Origin of the sequence: Leadbetterella byssophila DSM 17132 (genome assembly GCF_000166395.1) — a bacterium.
GTDB lineage: Bacteria > Bacteroidota > Bacteroidia > Cytophagales > Spirosomataceae > Leadbetterella > Leadbetterella byssophila.
The window spans coordinates 1,650,592-1,669,992 of the sequence record NC_014655.1 but is presented as its reverse complement, the minus strand read 5'-3'; the positions used below and the strand labels follow the sequence as shown (position 1 = coordinate 1,669,992).

Here is a 19,401-nt window from a genome sequence, read left to right as displayed (position 1 = left end):
TCATTTCTCTCTGACTGAGATGGCTATTCGCCTATTTTTCTGTCTGCCTTCTTCTGTAGTATTATCAGCAACAGGATGTTCTTGTCCAAATCCTTCAGAGCTGAGACGATCCTCTGAAATGCCAAGGGCGATCAAAGCTTTCTTAACATTAGTGGCTCTTTCTTCTGATAATTTAAGATTTCCTTCCGGTGTTCCCGTATTATCAGTGTATCCACCCACCTTGATCTTCACTTGAGGATATTCTTTAAGAATGGCTGCAATGTTCTTTACCTCTTCCATACTGGATTCGTCAATGTCATTACTTCCCCTTTTAAAATTCAAGTCCACAAAATTGAACCAGTTGTCATTTCCGGCCTTGCTATTTTCATCTTCAATAAACTCGATCAATTGATCTTCTATACCATTGTCCATGAAGCTTAAAGTAGTGCCTGAAGGCAACACTTTCTCTACAGTGATGGTTTCTATAACTAGTTGCCCTTCTACTGTAGGTATTGTAGAATGTGTAGCAATGTAAGGAGCAATCACTAGGGAAACGATAGACATCAACTTGATTAAAATGTTCATAGATGGTCCTGAGGTATCTTTAAACGGATCACCCACTGTATCTCCTGTAACTGCAGCTTTATGAGGATCAGATCCTTTTTTGTAGGTATTGCCATCAATCATTACTCCCTTTTCAAAGGATTTTTTAGCATTATCCCAAGCACCACCTGCGTTGGATTGGAAGATTCCCATTAGTACACCAGAAACCGTTACACCGGCCAGTAGACCTCCTAAAATCTCAGCTGAGCTGGTATCTTCAAATACTCCTTTCAAGCCAAATCCAATTACCACCGGAGCCAAAATGGCTATAGCACCTGGGGCAATCATCTGGCGGATAGAGGCATTTGTAGAGATTTCCACGCATTTTTCATACTCCGGAGTGGCTTTATATTCCATGATTCCCGGTATCTCTCTGAACTGTCTTCTCACCTCATTTACCATTTCCATAGCTGCTTTACCCACTGCAGAAATAGCAAGTGCGGAGAAGATAAACGGAATCATACCTCCAATAAACAAACCGGCTAATACAGGAGCCTTGTAGATGTTGATAGCAGAGATACCTGAAATACCCACAAAGGCGGCAAACAAGGCTAAGGAGGTTAAAGCAGCAGAGGCAATGGCGAATCCTTTACCGGTAGCCGCTGTAGTGTTACCTACCGCATCCAAATTATCTGTTCTTTCTCTGACCTCCGGAGGAAGCTGGGACATCTCCGCTATTCCACCGGCATTATCAGCAATTGGGCCAAAGGCGTCTATGGCCAACTGCATAGCGGTAGTAGCCATCATACCGGCTGCGGCAATGGATACTCCATATAGTCCTGCGCAGGCGTAAGATACTACTATACCTACTGCTAAGATTAAGATAGGGATAACTGTTGATTCCATACCTACAGCTAATCCACCTATGATATTGGTAGCGTGGCCCGTTCCTGATTTCTGTACAATTGAATCCACCGGTCTTCTTCCCATTGCAGTATAATACTCTGTTACAATGGACATCAAAGTACCTACCACTAATCCGGTTAAGATAGAGAAGAACACTCCATTGGAGGTGAATGCGTGACCTCTTAATTCTAAACTTTCAGGTAGAATGTTTTTGGTTAAGAAATAAGATGCAATCAAAGTAATGATGATGGACATCCAGTTGCCTATGTTCAGCGCATTTTGTACGGAATCTGTCTCGTTCTTCACTCTTACAAACCAGGTACCTATCCATGAAGCCAGTACACCTACGCCTGCAATTAACATGGGCAGTAATACAGGAGAATATCCTCCTACATTATCCATAACGTCTATTTCTTGTCCCAATACCATTGTTGCAAGAATGGTAGCCACATAAGAACCGAATAAGTCGGCACCCATACCGGCCACGTCACCTACGTTATCACCTACGTTGTCTGCTATAGTAGCCGGGTTCCTTACATCATCTTCAGGGATACCGGCTTCTACTTTACCTACTAGGTCAGCTCCTACGTCAGCAGCTTTTGTATATATACCGCCACCCACACGGGCAAATAAGGCTATGGATTCTGCACCTAATGAAAATCCTGCCAGGACTTCAATGGCTTTTTTCATTTCTATGGAAGTAAGGCCTAAACCCTCTGCGAAGAGATGATAGAATACGATGAACAATCCACCGAATCCTAAAACCGCTAAGCCAGCTACGCCCATACCCATCACCGCACCTCCGGTGAAGGAGACATTCAGGGCTTTTGCTAAAGAGGTTTTGGCGGCCTGTGCTGTACGTACGTTAGCTTTGGTAGCTACTTTCATCCCTATGTATCCTGCAAGGGCCGAAAAAATAGCTCCGATAAGGAAAGAAATGGCAATTAAGGGGGAAGAGTGGATAGGATGTTCCGGTGTTCCTTTGTCATTTCCTAAGAAGAATAGAATAATGGCGGTAGGGATGGCAAACATGGCTAAAATTCGCCACTCTGCTTTTAGAAAGGCAATAGCTCCATCGGCAATGTAGCCAGAAAGCCTTTTCATGTTTTCTTCTCCGGCATCCTGTTTCGATACCCAGTTGAACTTGATGGCCGTATAAATAAGACCTACCAGTCCAAACAGAGGCACTAAGTACACAATTGAATTCATAATTAAAAGGTTAAATTTTTTATTGAAATCGTGCAAATTTATGTTTTCGCCTGAGAATAAAAAATAAAACCTCGAAAGTTTATTTCCTTTGAATATGAGGTAATTGTGCTAGTTTTGGGTTGATGATTTCCTGTTTTCCTGGAAATCACTTGGAATTCCCAATTTTTTAAATAAAAAAGCCTGCGCTTAATAGAGCAGGCAGTAAGATTTTTAATATAATTCAAATATGACTTCTAAGCTCAATGATTTCTTGATGGTTTGCGGATATTCCGAAATGAATCCACCGGAATCTGCTACTTTTGCATAGGTCATTTCCGCTCTAAAAATAGGATCACTTTTTGCTGCGTCTCCCACATACGTAACTTTTCCAAGCTTTCTACCTGAGGCTTTAGCTATAACTTCTGCCTTTTTGCGGGCTTGTTCTACGGCTTTGGTCAACAGCTCTTCAGGGAAATCCTTACCTTTAGATGAAGTAAAACCAGTGCTAACATTCGTAAATCCGGAGTTGACTAATTTGATTAATATATCCGGATAGGATTTCAAGTCTTTCAATAAGATATTGACCGTTTGAGTAGTAACAAAGTACTCTCTCAAAGAACTTGTAGCTGTATATTCTTGCTGCCTGTTAAAGCTGATCAAAGAATATTGTACATCTGATCCGGAGATTTTTAGGTCCTTAACCAGTTTCACAAGTTTTTGCTCGGCGGCTTTATGGGCATTGAAAGCAGTTTGTACATTTTCATAATCTTTGTACTGTAAATGTACGGTTAATAATACCTGATCAGCAGGAATTTCAATTTCAGCTTCTCCTGTAATGTGGATTTTTTCTTCTACTTTTTGCGCAAATAACATAGGCGATAAAAGAAGTAAGCTAACAAAGGCTAATGACTTCATCATGTTGTTAATATATTTAGTTGTTCTTATGACGCAATTTAGTTAAAAAGGGTTGGGCTCGGAAACGGCTTTTAGGATTTCGTTAACAATTTTATTGCTATTTTTACATTTTAAACCTTAATCATGAGAAGAACCTTTGCACTACTTTGTTTCTTTATTTGTCAGCATGTTTTCGGGCAAAATAGTAGCGAAATTTATTTAGGCTTACAAAGATTGAATACGGTGGGCAATGTTATGTATGTAGCGGCCCATCCTGACGATGAAAATACCCTGTTGATCACTTGGCTTGCCAGAGAAAAAAAGGTGAGAACTGCCTATTATGCCATGACACGCGGTGATGGAGGGCAAAACCTGATAGGCTCAGAGCAAGATGAATATGTAGGATTGATACGTACCCATGAACTTCTTGAAGCCAGGAAGATAGATGGAGGAGAACAATACTTTTCTCGCGCTGTGGATTTTGGTTTCTCTAAATCTACAGACGAAGCTCTGCTGTTTTGGGGCAAGGAGAAGATCTTAGAAGACTTGGTCTATAGAATTCGCAAATTCCAGCCTGATGTCATTATTAATAGATTTCCACCTGATGAAAGAGCTGGACACGGACACCATTCTGCTTCAGCCGTACTTTCAAAAGAGGCCTTTGATGCCGCGGGTGATCCGAAGCGTTATCCTGAGCAATTAAAAGAGGTGAAAGTTTGGCAACCAAAAAGGTTAGTATGGAACACCTTTGGCAGAGGTTTTACGAATACATCCCCTGAGGGAGAAAGTTTTGTGGAAGTGCCGCTTGGCAACTACAATCCTATCCTAGGTGAAGCATACACTGAGATTGCTGCGAGGGCAAGAAGTAAGCATAGAAGTCAAGGCTTCGGTTCTGCACCTACCAGGTCAGAAAGATCAGATTACTTAGTACATGTAAAAGGTCAGCCCGCTCAGAAAGATGTTTTTGACGGCATTGATATCTCCTGGAATAGGGTAGAAGGTGGGGCTAAGATTGGGCAAATGCTAGGAGAAGTGATTAAAGACTATAATTTCAAGTCTCCTGAAGCCTCCGTTCCCGCATTATTAAAGGTGTATACAGCTATTCAAAATCTTCCAAATTCTATATACAAAGAGCAGAAATTAGAAGAATGTAGGGCCTTGATATTTGCTTGTGCCGGCCTGTATCTAGAAGTCAATACTTCTGCACAGGCGGTTTCTCCTGGTCAAAATCTAAAGTTGTTCACCCTCGCTGTAAATCGCTCTTCCCACGAGGTAAAATTGAAGGGGATTCACATTAGTGGGGTACTGACAAAGGATACTTTGGTAGCAAAAAACTTACCATATAATGTGGCTCAAGAATGGGTTTTAGATGTAAAGTTGCCCCAAAGTGCACCTGTCACTCAGCCATACTGGATGCAGGAAGCAAAGGAACTTGGGAAGTATAAGCTTTCAAATGAGAATTACCGTAACCTACCAATGGCTCCAGATGCCATTCAGGCAGAATTCGAACTTGAAGTTTTAGGAACTCCTATGAAGTACAAGCAAGGTGTAAAGTACAAATACACTGAACCTTCCCGAGGTGAGATTTATAAGTATTTTGAAGTTAGGCCTGAGATCATGCTCAATTTTGAGCAGAACGTGATCGTTTTTGCCGAAGGGGCAAAAAAGACGGTGGGAGTCATAGTGAAGAATAATTTAAATTCAAATAAGGCCAAAGTATCTTTGGAACTACCTGAGGGTTGGACAGCAGAGCCAAAATCCGTAGAAGTTAGTTTTACCGAAAAAGATCAAGAGAAACCTGTCTACTTTACCGTTACGCCGGGGAAAGGAGTAGGTGTATTAAAAGCTATAGGGGAAAATGAAAGAGGTAAATATGACAGAGCTTTTAAGCAAATCTATTATGAACATATTCCGGAGCTAAATGTATATCCTTTGGCTCAGGCTAAGGCTATCAACTTGGATGTTAAAACGGGAAATAAGAATATAGGATATATCATGGGAGCCGGGGATGAAGTGGCTTCATCTCTTATGCAGATAGGTTATGACGTGACTTTTCTGGATGAAAATGCCATCAAAGGGGATTTGAGCAGATTCTCAGCCATCATAGTAGGGGTAAGGGCTTACAATACGAAGGATTGGTTAGCCAATTCCCAGAAACTCTTATTGGAATACGTGAATAATGGAGGTAATCTATTGGTTCAATATCAAACTCAGGCCTTCTACGGAACCATTAAGACAAGTGAACTGGGACCTTACCCTATGAGCATAGGTAGAGGTAGGGTTACAGATGAACAAGCTGAAGTTCGTTTTATCCGTCCTCAAGATCCTATCTTGAATTATCCGAACAAGATTACATCTGAAGATTTCAAAGGATGGGTTCAAGAAAGAGGTCTATACTTCGCGCAGGAATGGTCAGACAAGTATAAAACGGTTCTAAGTATGAAAGATCAGGGAGAAACAGAGCAAGAGGGCTCTCTATTATATGCAAAGTACGGAAAAGGTAACTTTGTTTTTACGGGTTTGTCTCTGTTCCGTCAATTACCGGCAGGTGTTCCCGGAGCTTATCGACTCATTGCGAATTTGATTTCACTTCAATAGATGAATTTTAGTAGGGAATTTACCAGGTTAGAATACTTTTTCTTGATCAGCTTTGTACTGATCTATTTGTTCTATTTCTATAGGGTAATTTCTGCTGCTAGAAAGTTGAAGACCTCCGCTACGAGTTCGGTGATCAAGTTTATCATTAGGTCTATTTATTTGGGCTTAATGACATTAGCGACCTTGGGGCCGAACTTTGGTGTAACGGAAATGGAAGCCAGAGCCTCCGGAAAAGATATCTTCTTGGCCATAGATCTCTCAGAATCTATGAACGCCACAGACGTGGTTCCATCCAGGATTGATAGAGCAAAGAATGAGTTGCAAGGGCTGATTGATCGTTTTTCTGCTGACAGAATAGGTATTATTCTATTTAATTCAAATGCCTATTTACTAACCCCTCTGACTTTTGACACAGAGAATATTAGGAACACCATAGGAAATCTGAAGACCCATATGATAGATAAGGGATCTACTGACTTTAGTCCTATGCTAGAAATGATCAACGAGAAATTGAGTGTTGGGACGCAGAACAGAGGAAAGGTAGCCATAGTAGTAACTGATGGAGAAACCCATTATCAAATTGATGAACAATTGGCCAAAAGATTGAAACAAAATAACATCCATCTGTTTTGGCTAGGAGTAGGGACATTGGGGGGAGGTAAGATACCTGAAGGGAGAGGATTCAAAAAAGATGCTGAAGGTAGGGATGTGGTGACGGCTTTGGAAGTGAAAAATATAAATGAACTGGCAAAGGCCTCCGGAGGCGACTATTTTTTGCTTAATAACGAACAAAACAATCTGCCGACTTTAGTGGAAAAAGTGAGCTTTGTTAGTAGCTCTCCAGATGATTTGAACAGGCAGAGCGTTACCTATAATAAATACGTATTCTTTCTGTTGTTAGCCTTACTCTTCGTAGGAATAGATTTTCTCATCACCGTAAAAGTGCTAAAGATCTAGTGAATTTCTTTGTCTATTATATCATCTTTTTTCTTCTGAATCCTCAGTTCTATACGAATATTGAGCAGAAGAATCAATACATTGATGATTTTAACAGGAAGATGGAGGAAAGTGATTTCAAAGGGGCCATCAAGGTATTTGAACGATTGGAGGATGTACATCGGGTGATTGATACCTATTTGAGGTTAGATGCGGCTCATGCTTATTTTGCAGTAGGTGACACCGCAGCGGCGCGTTTGCATTATGAATATTCAAAGGATCTGAGTGATCCACATCAGGCCTCCATTTCCAGGAATCAGTTGGGTATCCTCGCCCTGATGCGCGGAGATTCTACGGAAGCCATTCGCCTGTTTAAGTCGGCTATAGAGAAGGACAATGATCTACAAGCTGCCAGATATAATTATGAGCTGATTTCAAGCTTGTACAAGCCCAGGAGATCCTTAGATCAACAAACACCGGAGCCTGAGGGCGGAGCACAGGCCGGGGATAGTAGAGATAAAGAATTGGATCCATATGACTCTGAAAATATATCTAGGGAGAGGGCTTTGCAACTTTTAGATAACTTAAGGATTTCCGAAAGGAAAGGGGTGATATCGGGCAAAAATAGTGCAAATAATATAGAAAAAGATTGGTAATTTTGTGCCAAAATTAATGGGGTCGTCCTCAAATAATATTGCAAATGAATACCATAAGCGAGACTGATTTTCAATTTAAGAACCAAACTTCATTTTACAGGGGTAAAGTTAGAGATGTGTACGGACTAGGGAAGTATGTTTTGATGATAGCTACTGACCGTATTTCAGCTTTTGACGTAGTACTTCCAAGACCCATACCCTATAAAGGTCAGGTATTAAATCAAATTGCTGCACGTAATTTGGAAGCTACCAGAGACATTGTTCCTAACTGGCTGATTGCCGTACCGGATCCAAATGCTGCACTTGGTATAAAATGTGATACATTCCCTGTAGAGATGGTAGTGAGAGGTTACCTGGCCGGACATGCCTGGAGAGAATACAAAGCAGGAAGACGTCAGGTTTGTGGGGTTACATTACCAGAAGGTTTAAAAGAGAATGATAAGCTTCCTCATCCCATCATCACACCTACTACTAAAGCACACGAAGGACACGATCAGGATATCTCTAGAGAAGAAATTCTTAGCAGTGGCCTAGTGCAAGAAGAAAAATATTTGATGCTTGAGAAATATGCTTTGGCATTATTTGAAAAAGGTACTCAGATGGCTCGCGAAAATGGATTGATTCTGGTGGATACGAAATATGAGTTTGGGGAAGTAGGTGACACCATCTATTTGATTGATGAGATTCATACTCCTGATTCTTCTAGGTATTTCTATTTGGATAAGTACGAAGAAAATCAAGCTGCCGGACTACCTCAGAAACAATTATCGAAAGAATTTGTCAGAGAATGGTTGATAGAAAATGGATTCCAAGGCCAGGACGGACAGAAAGTTCCTGAAATGACGGACGAAAAAATTGAGGAGATCTCTAACCGTTATATAGAGCTTTACGAGAAGTTTACAGGAGAGAAGTTTAAGAAGAAACCTTCTGAGAATATTCTTAAACGTGTGCATGATAACGTAGAAAAATTCCTCAAAAAACTTTAACAAACATGGAGATCTTAAAAAGTGAAAGACTAAATAACCTTTCTTATGCTATACGCGGCCCTATTTATGATAAGGCTTTGCAAATGGAACAGGAGGGACACACTATATTAAAACTGAATATTGGAAACCCGGCTCCATTTGGATTTGAGGTGCCTCAAGTCATGAAAGAAGCCATGCGCCAGCAATTAGATCATGCTGAGGGCTATTCTCATCATTTGGGAATAATGGAGGTTAGAGAAGCTATAGCAAAAGACTATACGGCGAGAGGTTTTCAAGGGATTAAGTCAGAAGAAATATTTATAGGAAATGGTGTAAGCGAGCTGATCATCATGTGTATGCAAGCTTTGCTTAATCCGGGAGATGAGGTTTTAGTGCCTTCTCCAGACTATCCTTTATGGACTGCGGCGGTGGGCTTCGGCGGAGGTAAAGCCGTACATTACGTATGTGATGAAGCAGATGAATGGAATCCTGACGTGGCAGATATGGAGAAGAAGATTAACTCCAAGACGAAAGCTATTGTCATCATTAATCCTAATAACCCCACTGGAGCTGTATATAAGAAGGACATACTTCAAAAGATAGTAGATCTTGCGGAGAAGTATAATCTTGTACTATTCTCTGATGAGATATATGACAAAATCTTGTACGATGGACTTCAGCATATTCCTGTGGCTACATTGTCTGACCAGGTACACTGCATCACTTTTGGAGGTTTGTCTAAGAACTATTTTGCTTGCGGATTTAGGGGAGGCTGGATGATTCCTACGGGCAAGAGATCAAAATCTTTCTTAGAGGGCATGAACCTATTGGCCTCTATGCGTCTTTGTCCTAATGTACCCACTCAGTATACTATTGCTGCGGCTTTACAGGATGACAGCGTAGTGAAAGGAATGATACAGCCGGGTGGAAGATTATACGAGCAAAGTAAATTGGTTCAGGAGAAAGTTTCTCAAATTGAAGGTTTAAGTTGCGTGGCTCCTAAGGGTTCACTGTACTGTTTCCCGAAAATTGACCTTTCTCAATTTACTTTCAAAGATGATGTAGAATTTACATACGGTCTATTGACAGAGCAAAAAGTGCTAGTGATAGCCGGTAGTGGTTTTAATTTTATAGATAATGCACACTTCCGCATCGTATTCCTTCCTGATGTTGAAGTTTTAGCTGATGCCACGGATAGAATTGGGGCGTATTTAGACAGTAAAAGAAAGTAATGGAGCTAATCTTGCTCATATTGGGAAGTATAGCCTTATTCGCCGGATTGGCCGGGGCTATACTTCCTATTCCTGGACCTCCACTCAGTTTTGTGGGCATGCTAGCTCTGGAATATTCGGGCTATGCTCAGTTTGGAACCTCTGTACTAGTTTCTATTGGTGTATTGACAGTAGTAGTGGCCATTCTGGATTATTACGTTCCCATTTGGGGTGCTAAAAGATTTGGTGGCTCAAAATGGGGGATGTATGGAGCGGGTATTGGACTGTTAGGTGGTTTTTTACTGGGTCCATTAGGTTGGATCATAGGTCCATTTATGGGAGCATTTGTAGGGGAATATTTACACGATAAGAATCCTAATCGCTCCGCTCGTGCCGCATTTGGTAGTTTTATGGGATTAATGGCAGGTATAGTGGTAAAAGTGGTACTTTGTTTGGTTATGTTAATTTGGTCCATCATAGAAATTATTCATAATATATGAGAATACAGGACTTAAGCCAATATCTGGAAGAATTAGCCCCTTTAGCGGTTCAGGAAGATTATGATAACTCGGGACTTCTGGTAGGGCATCCTTCTACAGAAGTTAAAGGAGTATTAATAAGTTTAGATGTCACTGAAGAGGTAGTTCAAGAGGCCATAGATAAAGGTTGTAATCTTATAATAGCGCATCATCCATTGATATTTAGGGGCTTGAAAAGAATTAATGGCTCTAATTATGTGGAACGTACCTTGCTATTAGCCATAAAGAATGATGTTGCTATCTATGCTATCCATACTAACTTGGATAATGTAAAAGGGGGAGTTAACTATAAGATTGCGGAGAAGTTAGGATTGAGGAAGGTTAGAATTCTTGCCCCTAAATCAGGACAATTGCTGCATTTAACGGTATTTGTTCCGCAAGGAGGGAGTTCTGCAGATGTTCTCAGGGCATTGCATAAAGCAGGAGCCGGAAATATAGGTGAATATAAAGATTGTAGTTTTCAGGTTGGAGGAGTGGGTAGTTTTCGTCCGGGAACTTCCGCGAACCCTACCATAGGGAATATTGGAGCATTAGAACAAGTAGAAGAAAACAGGATAGAAGTAATCTTACCTGCTTACAGGAAGTCTGCGGTGTTGAGGGCTATGAAGGAGGCACACCCTTATGAAGAAGTGGCCTATTATCTTGAACCTTTGGAGAATCTTCATCAGGAAATGGGCTCCGGTGCCTTTGGTGAACTGGAGTCAGAGATGAATCCGGAAGATTTTTTAGCTTACCTAAAAGAGAAAATGAACTTGAAGGTGGTTCGATATACTCCTGTAAATAAGTCGGTCAAGAGAGTTGCGGTGTGTGGAGGAAGCGGAAGCTTCTTATTAAAGACGGCTATGGCACAGGGAGCTGATGCTTTTGTGACGGCAGATTTTAAGTATCATGAGTTTTTTGATGCTGAGGGGAGAGTGATGATTGCTGATATTGGACATTTTGAAAGTGAAGTGTTTACAAAAGATCTTCTGTACGAAGTAATATCAAAAAAAATTACTAATTTTGCAACCTGTTTATCGGAGGTAGATACTAATCCGATAAACTATTATTTCTAAAAAGTAATACGATATGGAAATTACAATAGCAGATAAACTGGTAAGCCTGTTAGAACTCCAGGAGATTGATTCTCGTCTGGATCAGCTGAAAAAGCTTCGCGGTGATCTTCCTGAAGAAGTGAAAGACTTGGAAGACGAAGTAATAGGCTTTGAAACCCGCATCAAGAAATACGAAGCTGAAATAGAGGGCTACAATGCTGATATTGAGCACCATATTCAGAACAAAAAAGACGCGGATAAGCTGATTGCTAAGTACAAAGAGCAGCAAATGAACGTGCGTAACAACCGTGAGTTTGATGCCATTTCGAAAGAGCTTGAGCTTCAGGAGCTTGAAATTCAACTTTCAGACAAGCGTATCCGTGAAGCAGAATTTAAAATTGCGCAAAAGCGTGCGGACATTGAGCATACAAATGAGCTTAAGGCTAAGCGCGTAGCTATTTTGGAACAAAAGAAAACGGAACTTGAAAAACTGGTGAGTGAGAGCCAGGAAGAAGAAGATAAATTAATCCGTCAGTCTGAAAAACAAGCGAAGAAGGTAGATGAACGTTTATTAAAAGCCTATCACAGAATTCGTTCAGGTGCGAAAAACGGTCTTGCCGTAGTAGCAGTGGACAGAGGTGCTTGTGGAGGTTGCTTTAACGTAGTGCCACCTCAGCGTCAGGCAGACATCATGGAGAAGCAGAAGATTATTATCTGTGAGCATTGCGGAAGAATCTTAGCTGACGCAGATATGATTAAGGTTCACAGGAAAAAGAAATAAGAGGTCAGCAGACCTCTTTTTTTTTATGTTAAAGGCAGAGAAACTATCTTATTCTTACGGGACTTCATTCCAACTTAAGTCCCTAAATCTAAAATTATCTCCCGGGAAGATTTGTGGCATAATAGGTCACAGCGGTTCCGGAAAATCCACTCTATTACATCTGTTAGCGGGGTTAAAGGAGCCGGAGGCCGGCAAGATCTTGCTACAGGGGGAAGCTATTCTCACCCCCTCGAAGAAGCTCGTACCAGGGCATCCTCAAATTAAGTTAGTGACCCAACAGAATTCCCTGTTTCCTAATATCAGTATTAAGGAAAACATCGCCTATGAATTAAGGTACTATGAGAAAGCATATCAAGATTCCCGAGTGAGGATCTTAGCGAAACAACTTAATCTAAAAGCACTATTGGATAAATTGCCTCGTGAACTTTCAGGTGGGGAAATTCAGAGGGTGATGATAGCGCGAGCTTTGGCGGATGAACCTTTGGTTCTACTCTTAGATGAGCCTATGGCAAATTTGGATAGACTGCACAAGAAGGATGTGATGCTGAGCCTAAAAAAGGTTGTGGAAGAGGAGAATATTGCTTGTGCTATGGTTACACATGATATTCTGGATGCCTTTGGAATGGCAGATGAATTGTTGATATTCCAGAAAGGTAAAATCATTCAAAGAGGTACTTCGGAAGATATCTATTTTCACCCTAGAACGAAATACGTTGCAGAGTTAATGGGTGAAATTTTCACTATGGACGATAAGGCCTATTTTAGAAGTGAGGATGTTATTTTTAATAAGGAGGGTGTGTATAGAGGGAAGGTGCTAAATAATGTCTTCCAAGGGAGTTATTATGAGGTTTTGATGGAAGATGAGAACGGTAGGAGATTTGCTGGAAAGAGTAGGGATAAAAAAGAAGGAGAAGTTTCCTTCTCCTTAAGTTCATTCATCTACTTTGATTAAAATGGAATTGGAATTCCTGCCGTACCCGTTATAGTCTAGTCCATATCCTAATACAAATTGATTTTCAATTTCAAATCCCACGTAATGGATAGGGACCGGAATAATTGTAGCTGAGGGCTTATACAATAAGGTTGCTACCTCTACACTAGCAGGTTTCTGAGCTAGTACTGTTCTAAGGATATAATCCAAAGTCCGGCCAGTGTCAACGATATCTTCCAGGATAATCACGTGTCTTCCTTCAATAGATTGATTTAAGCCAATAAGCTCTTTGATCTTTTCAGTAGATGAAGTGTCCTGATAAGAATTAATCTTAAGAAAACTTACTTCACAGGGAATATTTACGTTCTTAAATATGTCAGCAATAAACATAAAAGAACCGTTTAGGATACCCAGAAATAATGGGTTTTTACCGGAATACTTGGTGTTCAGCTCCTCTGCAATCTCCCTCACCCTGGCTTGGATCTGCTCTGCGGTAATGTATTCCTTAAACTTGAGGTCTAAAACCTGAATCATTATGGAAAGTAAAATTTCTACAAAATTAAACAATATTTTCCCGTTAGGAAGAACCTTAGTGTCCTTAATTTAAGCCTTCTTTATAAATTTGTTAAAGAATGAATAATCACTTGAAAAAGCTAATTTTTCTATGCCTGCTAGGAGGCTCTAGTATAGCACAGTCTGTACCCTATATCAGGGGTGATGAAGGTCCGGATCCCAATAAGCTCTTAATGGATAGAGGAATCCAGATCTCTACCACTGAAGCCTTTAATCTCATGTATAATTTCCGCTTTGATGAGGCGGCTAAAGAGTTTAAGTGGTTAAAGGTGGAATTCCCTGAACATCCCATAGGTGACTTTCTTCTGGGCTTAAATGAATGGTGGAGGATTGTGCCAGATACTAAGGAAACAAAGTATGATGAGATTTGTCATGCCTACATGGATGAGGCCATTAATAAGGCAGAAAAGATTCATAAGCGTAATAAATCTAATAAAGAGGTTTTATTTATCCTTTGCGCCGCTTATGCAGTAAAAGGTAGACTATTTGCTGAAAGAGAAAAATGGGTAAAATCTGCCTGGGCAGGGAAGAAAGCTATCAAGTACTTAGACGAAAGCAGGGGAGAGGAAAACATCAATCCTGAGCTGCTTTTTGGTGATGGTGTGTATAATTACTATTCCAAGTGGATACACGAGAATTATAAGTCGCTAAGACCATTATTGACCTTCTTTAGAAAGGGCTCCAAAGAACAAGGCATAAAGCAATTGGAGTATGTGGCAAATAATGCCTTTTATTCCAGAATGGAAGCAAGGTATTTCTTAGTCCAAATCTACGCTATGGAGAAACAATCCGGTAAATCCTTGATGATGGCAGCGCAGATGCACCAGTTATATCCCAACAATTCCTTTTTCCATAGATTTGTAGCTAGAAACTCCTTCGCTCTCGGTAGATTAGCTGATGCGGAAGTTTATGCCCGGGAACTGCTTCGGAATGTAGAAGAAAGGAGATACGGTTATGGAGCAAATGATGGGAGGTATGGAGCGTATATTTTGGGGTATTTGTATCTAAATAAATACAGGGATAATACACTAGCAAAACAGTACTTTGAAAAAAGCATTGAATATGCTTTGGAAAACGGATCAAAGGAGACGGGTTATTATGCCAGCGCTAACCTTAGTCTAGGGAAAATAGCTATAGAGGAAAAGAGCTATCAAGCGGCGGTAAGATATTTATCTGAGGCCTTGAAGAACTCAGATAAGAATTCTAGTACCTATAAGGAGGCAAAAGCTGAATTAGAGAAGTTAACGAAAAGTTTGAAGAAAAAAAAGTAAGTTCCCTGAGGCTCAGGGAACTGGAAGAACTTTACTGCTTTTAAAGGTTGAAAGAATGACCATGGTTTGAGTACTTGCCACCACTTCAATTTCATTAATGGTTTCCATGATTAGCGTTTGATAGGATGAAATGTCCTTTGCTATAACTTTCAACAAAAAGTCACATGATCCTGTTACATGGTGACACTCGATAATTTCTGGTACACGTTCAATTACCTTCACAAAGGTTTCAGTAATGGATTTTTTATGTCCCGAAAGGGTAACTTGTACAAAAGTCATTACTCCCAGACCCACTTTCTGGCGGTCTAGTTGCGCGTGATAACTTTCTATAATTCCAGCGTTTTCAAGTTTTTTAACACGCTCTAAGGTAGGAGCAGGTGACAGACCAATCTCCTTGGACAGCTGAGCATTAGTAATCTTACCATTGCTCTGCAGAATTTCCAGTAACTTCCGATCAATCTGATCAAGTTTTGCTGATGCCATTCTATAGAATTAAGTATATGAGAAATCAAAATATTATTTGGTGCAAAGATACAACTATTTTACAATATTTTTTTCTTATCTTGCTCAGGATATAAAAAATTTTATAAAATTTTCTTTTCCAAAACTTAGTTAGAGTAGTTCTTCGCCGGGTTCCCAGTAAAATTGTGCGAAATCTTGGATTTGATTGTCCTGAATAATAAGGCCCTCTGATTCTAGATATTCCTGCATGCTTTCAGGTGGAGAGAAATGCGCCTTACCTGTCAAAACTCCATTTCTGTTTACTACCCTGTGGGCAGGTATATTTTGCCCTTTAGGAACTGCGTTCATGGCCCAGCCCACTATTCTGGCATGTGTGCCTAAATAGCGGGCTATGGCTCCGTAAGAAGTAACTCTTCCTTTAGGAATTAGTTTTACTACTTCATAGATATCATCAAAGCTGTTCAATCTCTTTACAGAGTTGCTCGTACCATTCTACTCCATATGCGCGTATCAGTGGTTCTTTTAAGAACTTGTATACTTCAACGCCCAATTGCTCCCCAAAAGTACATGCATCAGAACAAATACTCCACCTGTCGTAATTCAAGGCATGGAAGTTGTCATATTTGGTGATGCGAATAGGGTAGAGGTGACAGGAAATGGGCTTTTTAAAATCAATTTTTCCATCAAGATAAGCCTGCTCAATTCCACATTTCAGTATTTGATTTTCATCATAGATGGCATAAGCACATTCTTTATCATTAATGGTGGTGGTAGAATAGTCGCCTTCCCAGTCTTTAATGTATTTGCCTTGCTCTTCTATGGCTTGTATACCTTCAGGACTTAAATAGGGCTTTACTTTTTCGTAAATTTCCTCTAAAACAGGTAATTCAGATTCTTCTAAAGGAGCCCCTAAATCCCCTTCCACACAGCATGCCCCTTTGCATTTTTCGAGATTGCAGACAAAGAACTTTTGTGCAATATCATCACTGATTACTGTTTCATCTATCAGTATCATTTCTTCACTATCAGTTTTTTTCCTTTTACAAGGGTATTGGATTTCATATTATTCCAGGTCTTAAGTTGGTTTACCGTTACACCATAACGATTGGCTATGCTGAATAAAGTTTCCCCTGATTTGACTACATGGTAAGTTGTAGTAGAGGTACTTGTCTTCGGTGCTGGTTTTTCTTCAGATCCTGATATCTTCAACTTTTGTCCTGCTTGAATACCGCTATTCCCAAGGTTGTTTAACTCCTTGATATCGTTAACACTCACTCCATATTTTTTCGAAATACTAAAGAGGGTTTCTCCTCTAGCCACAGTATGGGTTTTTGTTACAGTACTTACTGAACTTCTTACTTCTTCTTCCCCTCCGGATACAGGTACTTTTAGGGTGGTTCCAAATTTTAAGGTTTCAGATGCAGACATGTTATTCAGGGATCTAATTTCCTGAACGGTAGTATTATATTTTCTTGCTATACTAAAGAAGGTTTCACCTTTAGCCACCTTATGTCTGCCTACTGAACTTGTTGCGGGAGCCTCTGCAGGTACCTCTACTTTTGGTGCCGGCTTAGATTCAGTTCTATTCACTGGTTCTTCTAGAACCGGAGTAGTAATTTCTATTCTTTTTGGTTCTTCTTTCTTAGGTGTTTCAACTTCTCTCTTTGGCTCTTCTTTTAAAGGTTCAGCTTTAGCCACCTCCTTTTTAGCAGGCATTAATACAGGTTGAGTTTCTTCATCTTCCACCCAGTCGTCTTGAGGTTCTTCTGTATAAGGAACTATTAATCTTTGGTTATACTTGATGTTTTCAAAAGGACCTAGTTTGTTTAGTTCTCTAAGACGCTCTACTGTGGTACTATACTTCTTCGCTAAAGAGAATAATGTTTCGTTTTCCAACACTCTATGGGTAATAAACATAGTTTTTTCTTCCACAGCAGGTTTTTCAACTACTGCGGGGGCGAGCGCTACCTCTTTAGGTTCTGTAGTATATACCTCAGGTGGTGCCACTAGAGTCTTGTTGTACTGAATAGGTGTATTCTTTGGTCTTTTCTTTTGTAACCAGAGTACTCTGCCTAATTCTATTGGCTCGTCTTTCTCAATACGGTTGAATTTCTTCAGTTGCTTGAGCCTGATATTATACATGTGGGAAACATCCCATAGCGACTGCTTTTCAGTAACGGTGTGATAGGGAATAGGACCTTTTTTGTTTTTCTTTTGAAGGTAATATACTGTACCGTCTTTTATTCTGTCTCTGTCTGTAAGATCATTCAGTGATAAGAATTTATATATACTTACTTTGCCTTTTCTAGCTAAAGTAGCCACTTCATCACCCGTTTGTGCCATGATACCTTTTTTGCCATTGATTTCGTAGAAAACAGGTTGGTCAGTGGAGGTAACTACCGTGGTTTGGCGTTTCAATTTAGGATAGCCCAGAGAGATTCCCTCAGATTTAGCTAGGTCATTAGCCTTCTCTGTGATCTGAGGTGCACTGCTTTTGTCTGTACGAATAAGTACTATGTAATCCTTGTCAGTAGGTAAGGTATGGGAAGTAAACCAAGTATTCGCCTGCTTGATTTGAATCTCATTTTGGTTCAGTTCTCTAGCTATTTCCGACCATTTTTTCCCTCTTCCTGGATATTCTACTATGGTCTTAGAGGTAGGGCTGATTTGAGTCAGTTTATGATTAAATGCCAGTTTGTGCGCAATAGCTTTAACCAGGTATGGATGTGGATTCTTATCTAATTTAATCTCGGAGGAGAAGGACCAGTCCACGGGAACCAGATTCGCTGCGCCACCTGCACCAATCGTGTACGACAAAGTACTGGATATCCAGTTTTTGAAGATTTGATTGTTCTTTTTTAGATATTGAGCAGCAGCACGTGTAGAAAGATGCAAGTTCTTTCTGTCATCTTGTACATCTGAGATGGTCAAATTCATTTCCTTCGCAGTGAAATCTTTGAATTGCCAATATCCCACAGCTTTGGTGGGTGAAACGGCATCAGCGTAAAGATCACTTTCCAGTACTGCCAAATATTTTAAATCCGAGGGTACGTTTTCTTCTTCAAGGATTCTCTCTATTATAGGAAAGAATAATTGCATTCTTTCTAATTTTTGATTCAGATACGAAGAAGGCGTAAGTAGCCTTTGTACCTCTGAGCTAACTTTTTGCCTGGCCTCAGAGCTTAATACTACATGTACATCAGCAAACTCTACAGTGGATGGGATTTCAGGTAGGTTCTGCGCCTGGCTAATCCAAAACGCAAAGGTAAGTACTAGAGATAGCACGCATTTTTTCATATTCTACTTAATTTTAAGCGTAAGGAATAATCCATCCCTTACAGGTAAAAGCACTTTTTCTGTTCTTGGATCCCGGGAAACATACGCATTGAATTCCCGGAGTAATTCGGTAGTGGCGTCTTTCTTGGATTCATCTATGACTTTACCTGACCAGAGCACGTTATCTGTCAGGATCACTCCACCGATTCTAACTTTGTCAATGACTTCCTGATAATACTTAATATAGTTCAGTTTATCTGCGTCAATGAAAACCATATCAAAAGTAATAGGTAATTGGGGAATTACATCTAAGGCCTGACCAATAATTAGTTCGATTTGATCTGTTTTACCCGCAGCTTCAATATTCTTTCGGATTCTATCCTCAAATTCTTCTTCAGCCTCTATGGTATAGAGTTTTCCTCCCTCTGTTAAACCTTCCGCCAAACATAAGGCAGAGTAGCCCGTAAACGTACCTATTTCCAGGATATTTTTAGGTTGCAGCATCTTAGAAAGTAAGCTCAATAATCTTCCCTGATAATGGCCACTCAGCATTCGGGGTTTTAACATGTGAGCATGTGTATCCCTATTGATTTGTGCCAAAATCTCCGGCTCCGCACTGCTGTGCTCTTGACAGTAGTTCTCTACATTCATAATTCAA

Annotated in this window: 18 protein-coding genes; 10 read left to right on the top strand and 8 right to left on the bottom strand. The window is 40.3% G+C overall.

From position 1 onward, the window contains the following. The gene (locus LBYS_RS07985; RefSeq protein WP_013408360.1) at positions 1-2,637 is read right to left on the bottom strand and encodes a sodium-translocating pyrophosphatase; all 2,637 of its coding nucleotides are present in this window, start codon (positions 2,635-2,637) and stop codon (positions 1-3) included. Positions 2,638-2,847: 210 nt separating this feature from the next. Continuing rightward, positions 2,848-3,534: an SIMPL domain-containing protein gene (locus LBYS_RS07980; protein ID WP_013408359.1), complete on the bottom strand. Its 687-nt coding sequence runs from the start codon at positions 3,532-3,534 to the stop codon at positions 2,848-2,850. A 120-nt stretch (positions 3,535-3,654) separates the two neighbouring features. On the opposite strand from LBYS_RS07980, the gene LBYS_RS07975 reads away from it, so the two are divergent. Genes LBYS_RS07975 through LBYS_RS07935 form a run of 9 tightly spaced genes read left to right on the top strand, consistent with a single transcriptional unit; the run spans position 3,655 to position 13,182 of the window. Further along, on the top strand, positions 3,655-6,108 hold the full coding sequence (locus LBYS_RS07975; protein WP_013408358.1) for a PIG-L family deacetylase: 2,454 nt from the start codon (positions 3,655-3,657) through the stop codon (positions 6,106-6,108). Further along, positions 6,109-7,065: a vWA domain-containing protein gene (locus tag LBYS_RS07970; RefSeq protein WP_013408357.1), complete on the top strand. Its 957-nt coding sequence runs from the start codon at positions 6,109-6,111 to the stop codon at positions 7,063-7,065. Continuing rightward, on the top strand, positions 7,065-7,700 hold the full coding sequence (locus LBYS_RS07965; protein WP_013408356.1) for a tetratricopeptide repeat protein: 636 nt from the start codon (positions 7,065-7,067) through the stop codon (positions 7,698-7,700). The genes LBYS_RS07970 and LBYS_RS07965 overlap by 1 nt, the downstream gene beginning before the upstream one ends. Before the next feature lie 44 nt (positions 7,701-7,744). Beyond that, positions 7,745-8,686, top strand: a complete 942-nt coding sequence (locus tag LBYS_RS07960; RefSeq protein WP_013408355.1) for a phosphoribosylaminoimidazolesuccinocarboxamide synthase — start codon at positions 7,745-7,747, stop codon at positions 8,684-8,686. Between the two features lie 5 nt (positions 8,687-8,691). Then, complete coding sequence (locus LBYS_RS07955; RefSeq protein WP_013408354.1) at positions 8,692-9,897, top strand: pyridoxal phosphate-dependent aminotransferase; 1,206 nt, start codon at positions 8,692-8,694, stop codon at positions 9,895-9,897. Further along, positions 9,897-10,376 (top strand): DUF456 domain-containing protein, encoded by a 480-nt coding sequence (locus tag LBYS_RS07950; protein WP_013408353.1) that lies wholly within the window; start codon positions 9,897-9,899, stop codon positions 10,374-10,376. Before LBYS_RS07955 ends, LBYS_RS07950 begins: the two co-directional genes overlap by 1 nt. Further along, positions 10,373-11,470, top strand: a complete 1,098-nt coding sequence (locus LBYS_RS07945; RefSeq protein WP_013408352.1) for a Nif3-like dinuclear metal center hexameric protein — start codon at positions 10,373-10,375, stop codon at positions 11,468-11,470. The genes LBYS_RS07950 and LBYS_RS07945 overlap by 4 nt, the downstream gene beginning before the upstream one ends. Before the next feature lie 13 nt (positions 11,471-11,483). Further along, on the top strand, positions 11,484-12,230 hold the full coding sequence (locus LBYS_RS07940) for a zinc ribbon domain-containing protein (RefSeq protein ID WP_013408351.1): 747 nt from the start codon (positions 11,484-11,486) through the stop codon (positions 12,228-12,230). A 25-nt stretch (positions 12,231-12,255) separates the two neighbouring features. Continuing rightward, positions 12,256-13,182, top strand: coding sequence for an ABC transporter ATP-binding protein (locus LBYS_RS07935; protein WP_013408350.1), 927 nt, complete (start codon positions 12,256-12,258; stop codon positions 13,180-13,182). Here the strand turns inward: LBYS_RS07935 and hpt are convergent. Beyond that, positions 13,162-13,695 (bottom strand): hypoxanthine phosphoribosyltransferase, encoded by a 534-nt coding sequence (gene hpt / locus LBYS_RS07930; protein WP_013408349.1) that lies wholly within the window; start codon positions 13,693-13,695, stop codon positions 13,162-13,164. The two genes, LBYS_RS07935 and hpt, sit on opposite strands and share 21 nt — an antisense overlap. 98 nt (positions 13,696-13,793) lie before the next feature. Here hpt and LBYS_RS07925 point away from each other — a divergent pair, with 98 nt between their 5' ends. Next, on the top strand, positions 13,794-15,005 hold the full coding sequence (locus LBYS_RS07925; RefSeq protein WP_013408348.1) for a tetratricopeptide repeat protein: 1,212 nt from the start codon (positions 13,794-13,796) through the stop codon (positions 15,003-15,005). Positions 15,006-15,017: 12 nt separating this feature from the next. On the opposite strand, the gene LBYS_RS07920 is transcribed toward LBYS_RS07925, so the two are convergent. From LBYS_RS07920 to LBYS_RS07900, 5 genes are all read right to left on the bottom strand, one after another. Further along, positions 15,018-15,488 (bottom strand): Lrp/AsnC family transcriptional regulator, encoded by a 471-nt coding sequence (locus LBYS_RS07920; protein WP_013408347.1) that lies wholly within the window; start codon positions 15,486-15,488, stop codon positions 15,018-15,020. Between the two features lie 129 nt (positions 15,489-15,617). Then, complete coding sequence (locus LBYS_RS07915; RefSeq protein WP_013408346.1) at positions 15,618-15,932, bottom strand: MGMT family protein; 315 nt, start codon at positions 15,930-15,932, stop codon at positions 15,618-15,620. Then, on the bottom strand, positions 15,919-16,482 hold the full coding sequence (locus tag LBYS_RS07910) for a DUF3109 family protein (RefSeq protein WP_013408345.1): 564 nt from the start codon (positions 16,480-16,482) through the stop codon (positions 15,919-15,921). Before LBYS_RS07910 ends, LBYS_RS07915 begins: the two co-directional genes overlap by 14 nt. Next, a complete protein-coding gene (locus LBYS_RS07905) occupies positions 16,479-18,764 on the bottom strand; it encodes a LysM peptidoglycan-binding domain-containing protein (RefSeq protein WP_013408344.1) in 2,286 nt (761 codons plus the stop codon). The genes LBYS_RS07910 and LBYS_RS07905 overlap by 4 nt, the downstream gene beginning before the upstream one ends. Before the next feature lie 3 nt (positions 18,765-18,767). After that, positions 18,768-19,394: an O-methyltransferase gene (locus LBYS_RS07900; RefSeq protein WP_013408343.1), complete on the bottom strand. Its 627-nt coding sequence runs from the start codon at positions 19,392-19,394 to the stop codon at positions 18,768-18,770. Positions 19,395-19,401: the final 7 nt, after the last annotated feature.

Bases quoted from the DNA above. Each gene is read 5' to 3' on its own strand.
- LBYS_RS07985 (WP_013408360.1), bottom strand. From the start codon at position 2,637: ATGAATTCAATTGTGTACTTAGTGCCTCTGTTTGGACTGGTAGGTCTT.
- LBYS_RS07980 (WP_013408359.1), bottom strand. From the start codon at position 3,534: ATGATGAAGTCATTAGCCTTTGTTAGCTTACTTCTTTTATCGCCTATG.
- LBYS_RS07975 (WP_013408358.1), top strand. From the start codon at position 3,655: ATGAGAAGAACCTTTGCACTACTTTGTTTCTTTATTTGTCAGCATGTT.
- LBYS_RS07970 (WP_013408357.1), top strand. From the start codon at position 6,109: ATGAATTTTAGTAGGGAATTTACCAGGTTAGAATACTTTTTCTTGATC.
- LBYS_RS07960 (WP_013408355.1), top strand. From the start codon at position 7,745: ATGAATACCATAAGCGAGACTGATTTTCAATTTAAGAACCAAACTTCA.
- LBYS_RS07955 (WP_013408354.1), top strand. From the start codon at position 8,692: ATGGAGATCTTAAAAAGTGAAAGACTAAATAACCTTTCTTATGCTATA.
- LBYS_RS07950 (WP_013408353.1), top strand. From the start codon at position 9,897: ATGGAGCTAATCTTGCTCATATTGGGAAGTATAGCCTTATTCGCCGGA.
- LBYS_RS07945 (WP_013408352.1), top strand. From the start codon at position 10,373: ATGAGAATACAGGACTTAAGCCAATATCTGGAAGAATTAGCCCCTTTA.
- LBYS_RS07940 (WP_013408351.1), top strand. From the start codon at position 11,484: ATGGAAATTACAATAGCAGATAAACTGGTAAGCCTGTTAGAACTCCAG.
- LBYS_RS07935 (WP_013408350.1), top strand. From the start codon at position 12,256: ATGTTAAAGGCAGAGAAACTATCTTATTCTTACGGGACTTCATTCCAA.
- hpt (WP_013408349.1), bottom strand. From the start codon at position 13,695: ATGATTCAGGTTTTAGACCTCAAGTTTAAGGAATACATTACCGCAGAG.
- LBYS_RS07925 (WP_013408348.1), top strand. From the start codon at position 13,794: ATGAATAATCACTTGAAAAAGCTAATTTTTCTATGCCTGCTAGGAGGC.
- LBYS_RS07920 (WP_013408347.1), bottom strand. From the start codon at position 15,488: ATGGCATCAGCAAAACTTGATCAGATTGATCGGAAGTTACTGGAAATT.
- LBYS_RS07910 (WP_013408345.1), bottom strand. From the start codon at position 16,482: ATGATACTGATAGATGAAACAGTAATCAGTGATGATATTGCACAAAAG.
- LBYS_RS07905 (WP_013408344.1), bottom strand. From the start codon at position 18,764: ATGAAAAAATGCGTGCTATCTCTAGTACTTACCTTTGCGTTTTGGATT.
- LBYS_RS07900 (WP_013408343.1), bottom strand. From the start codon at position 19,394: ATGAATGTAGAGAACTACTGTCAAGAGCACAGCAGTGCGGAGCCGGAG.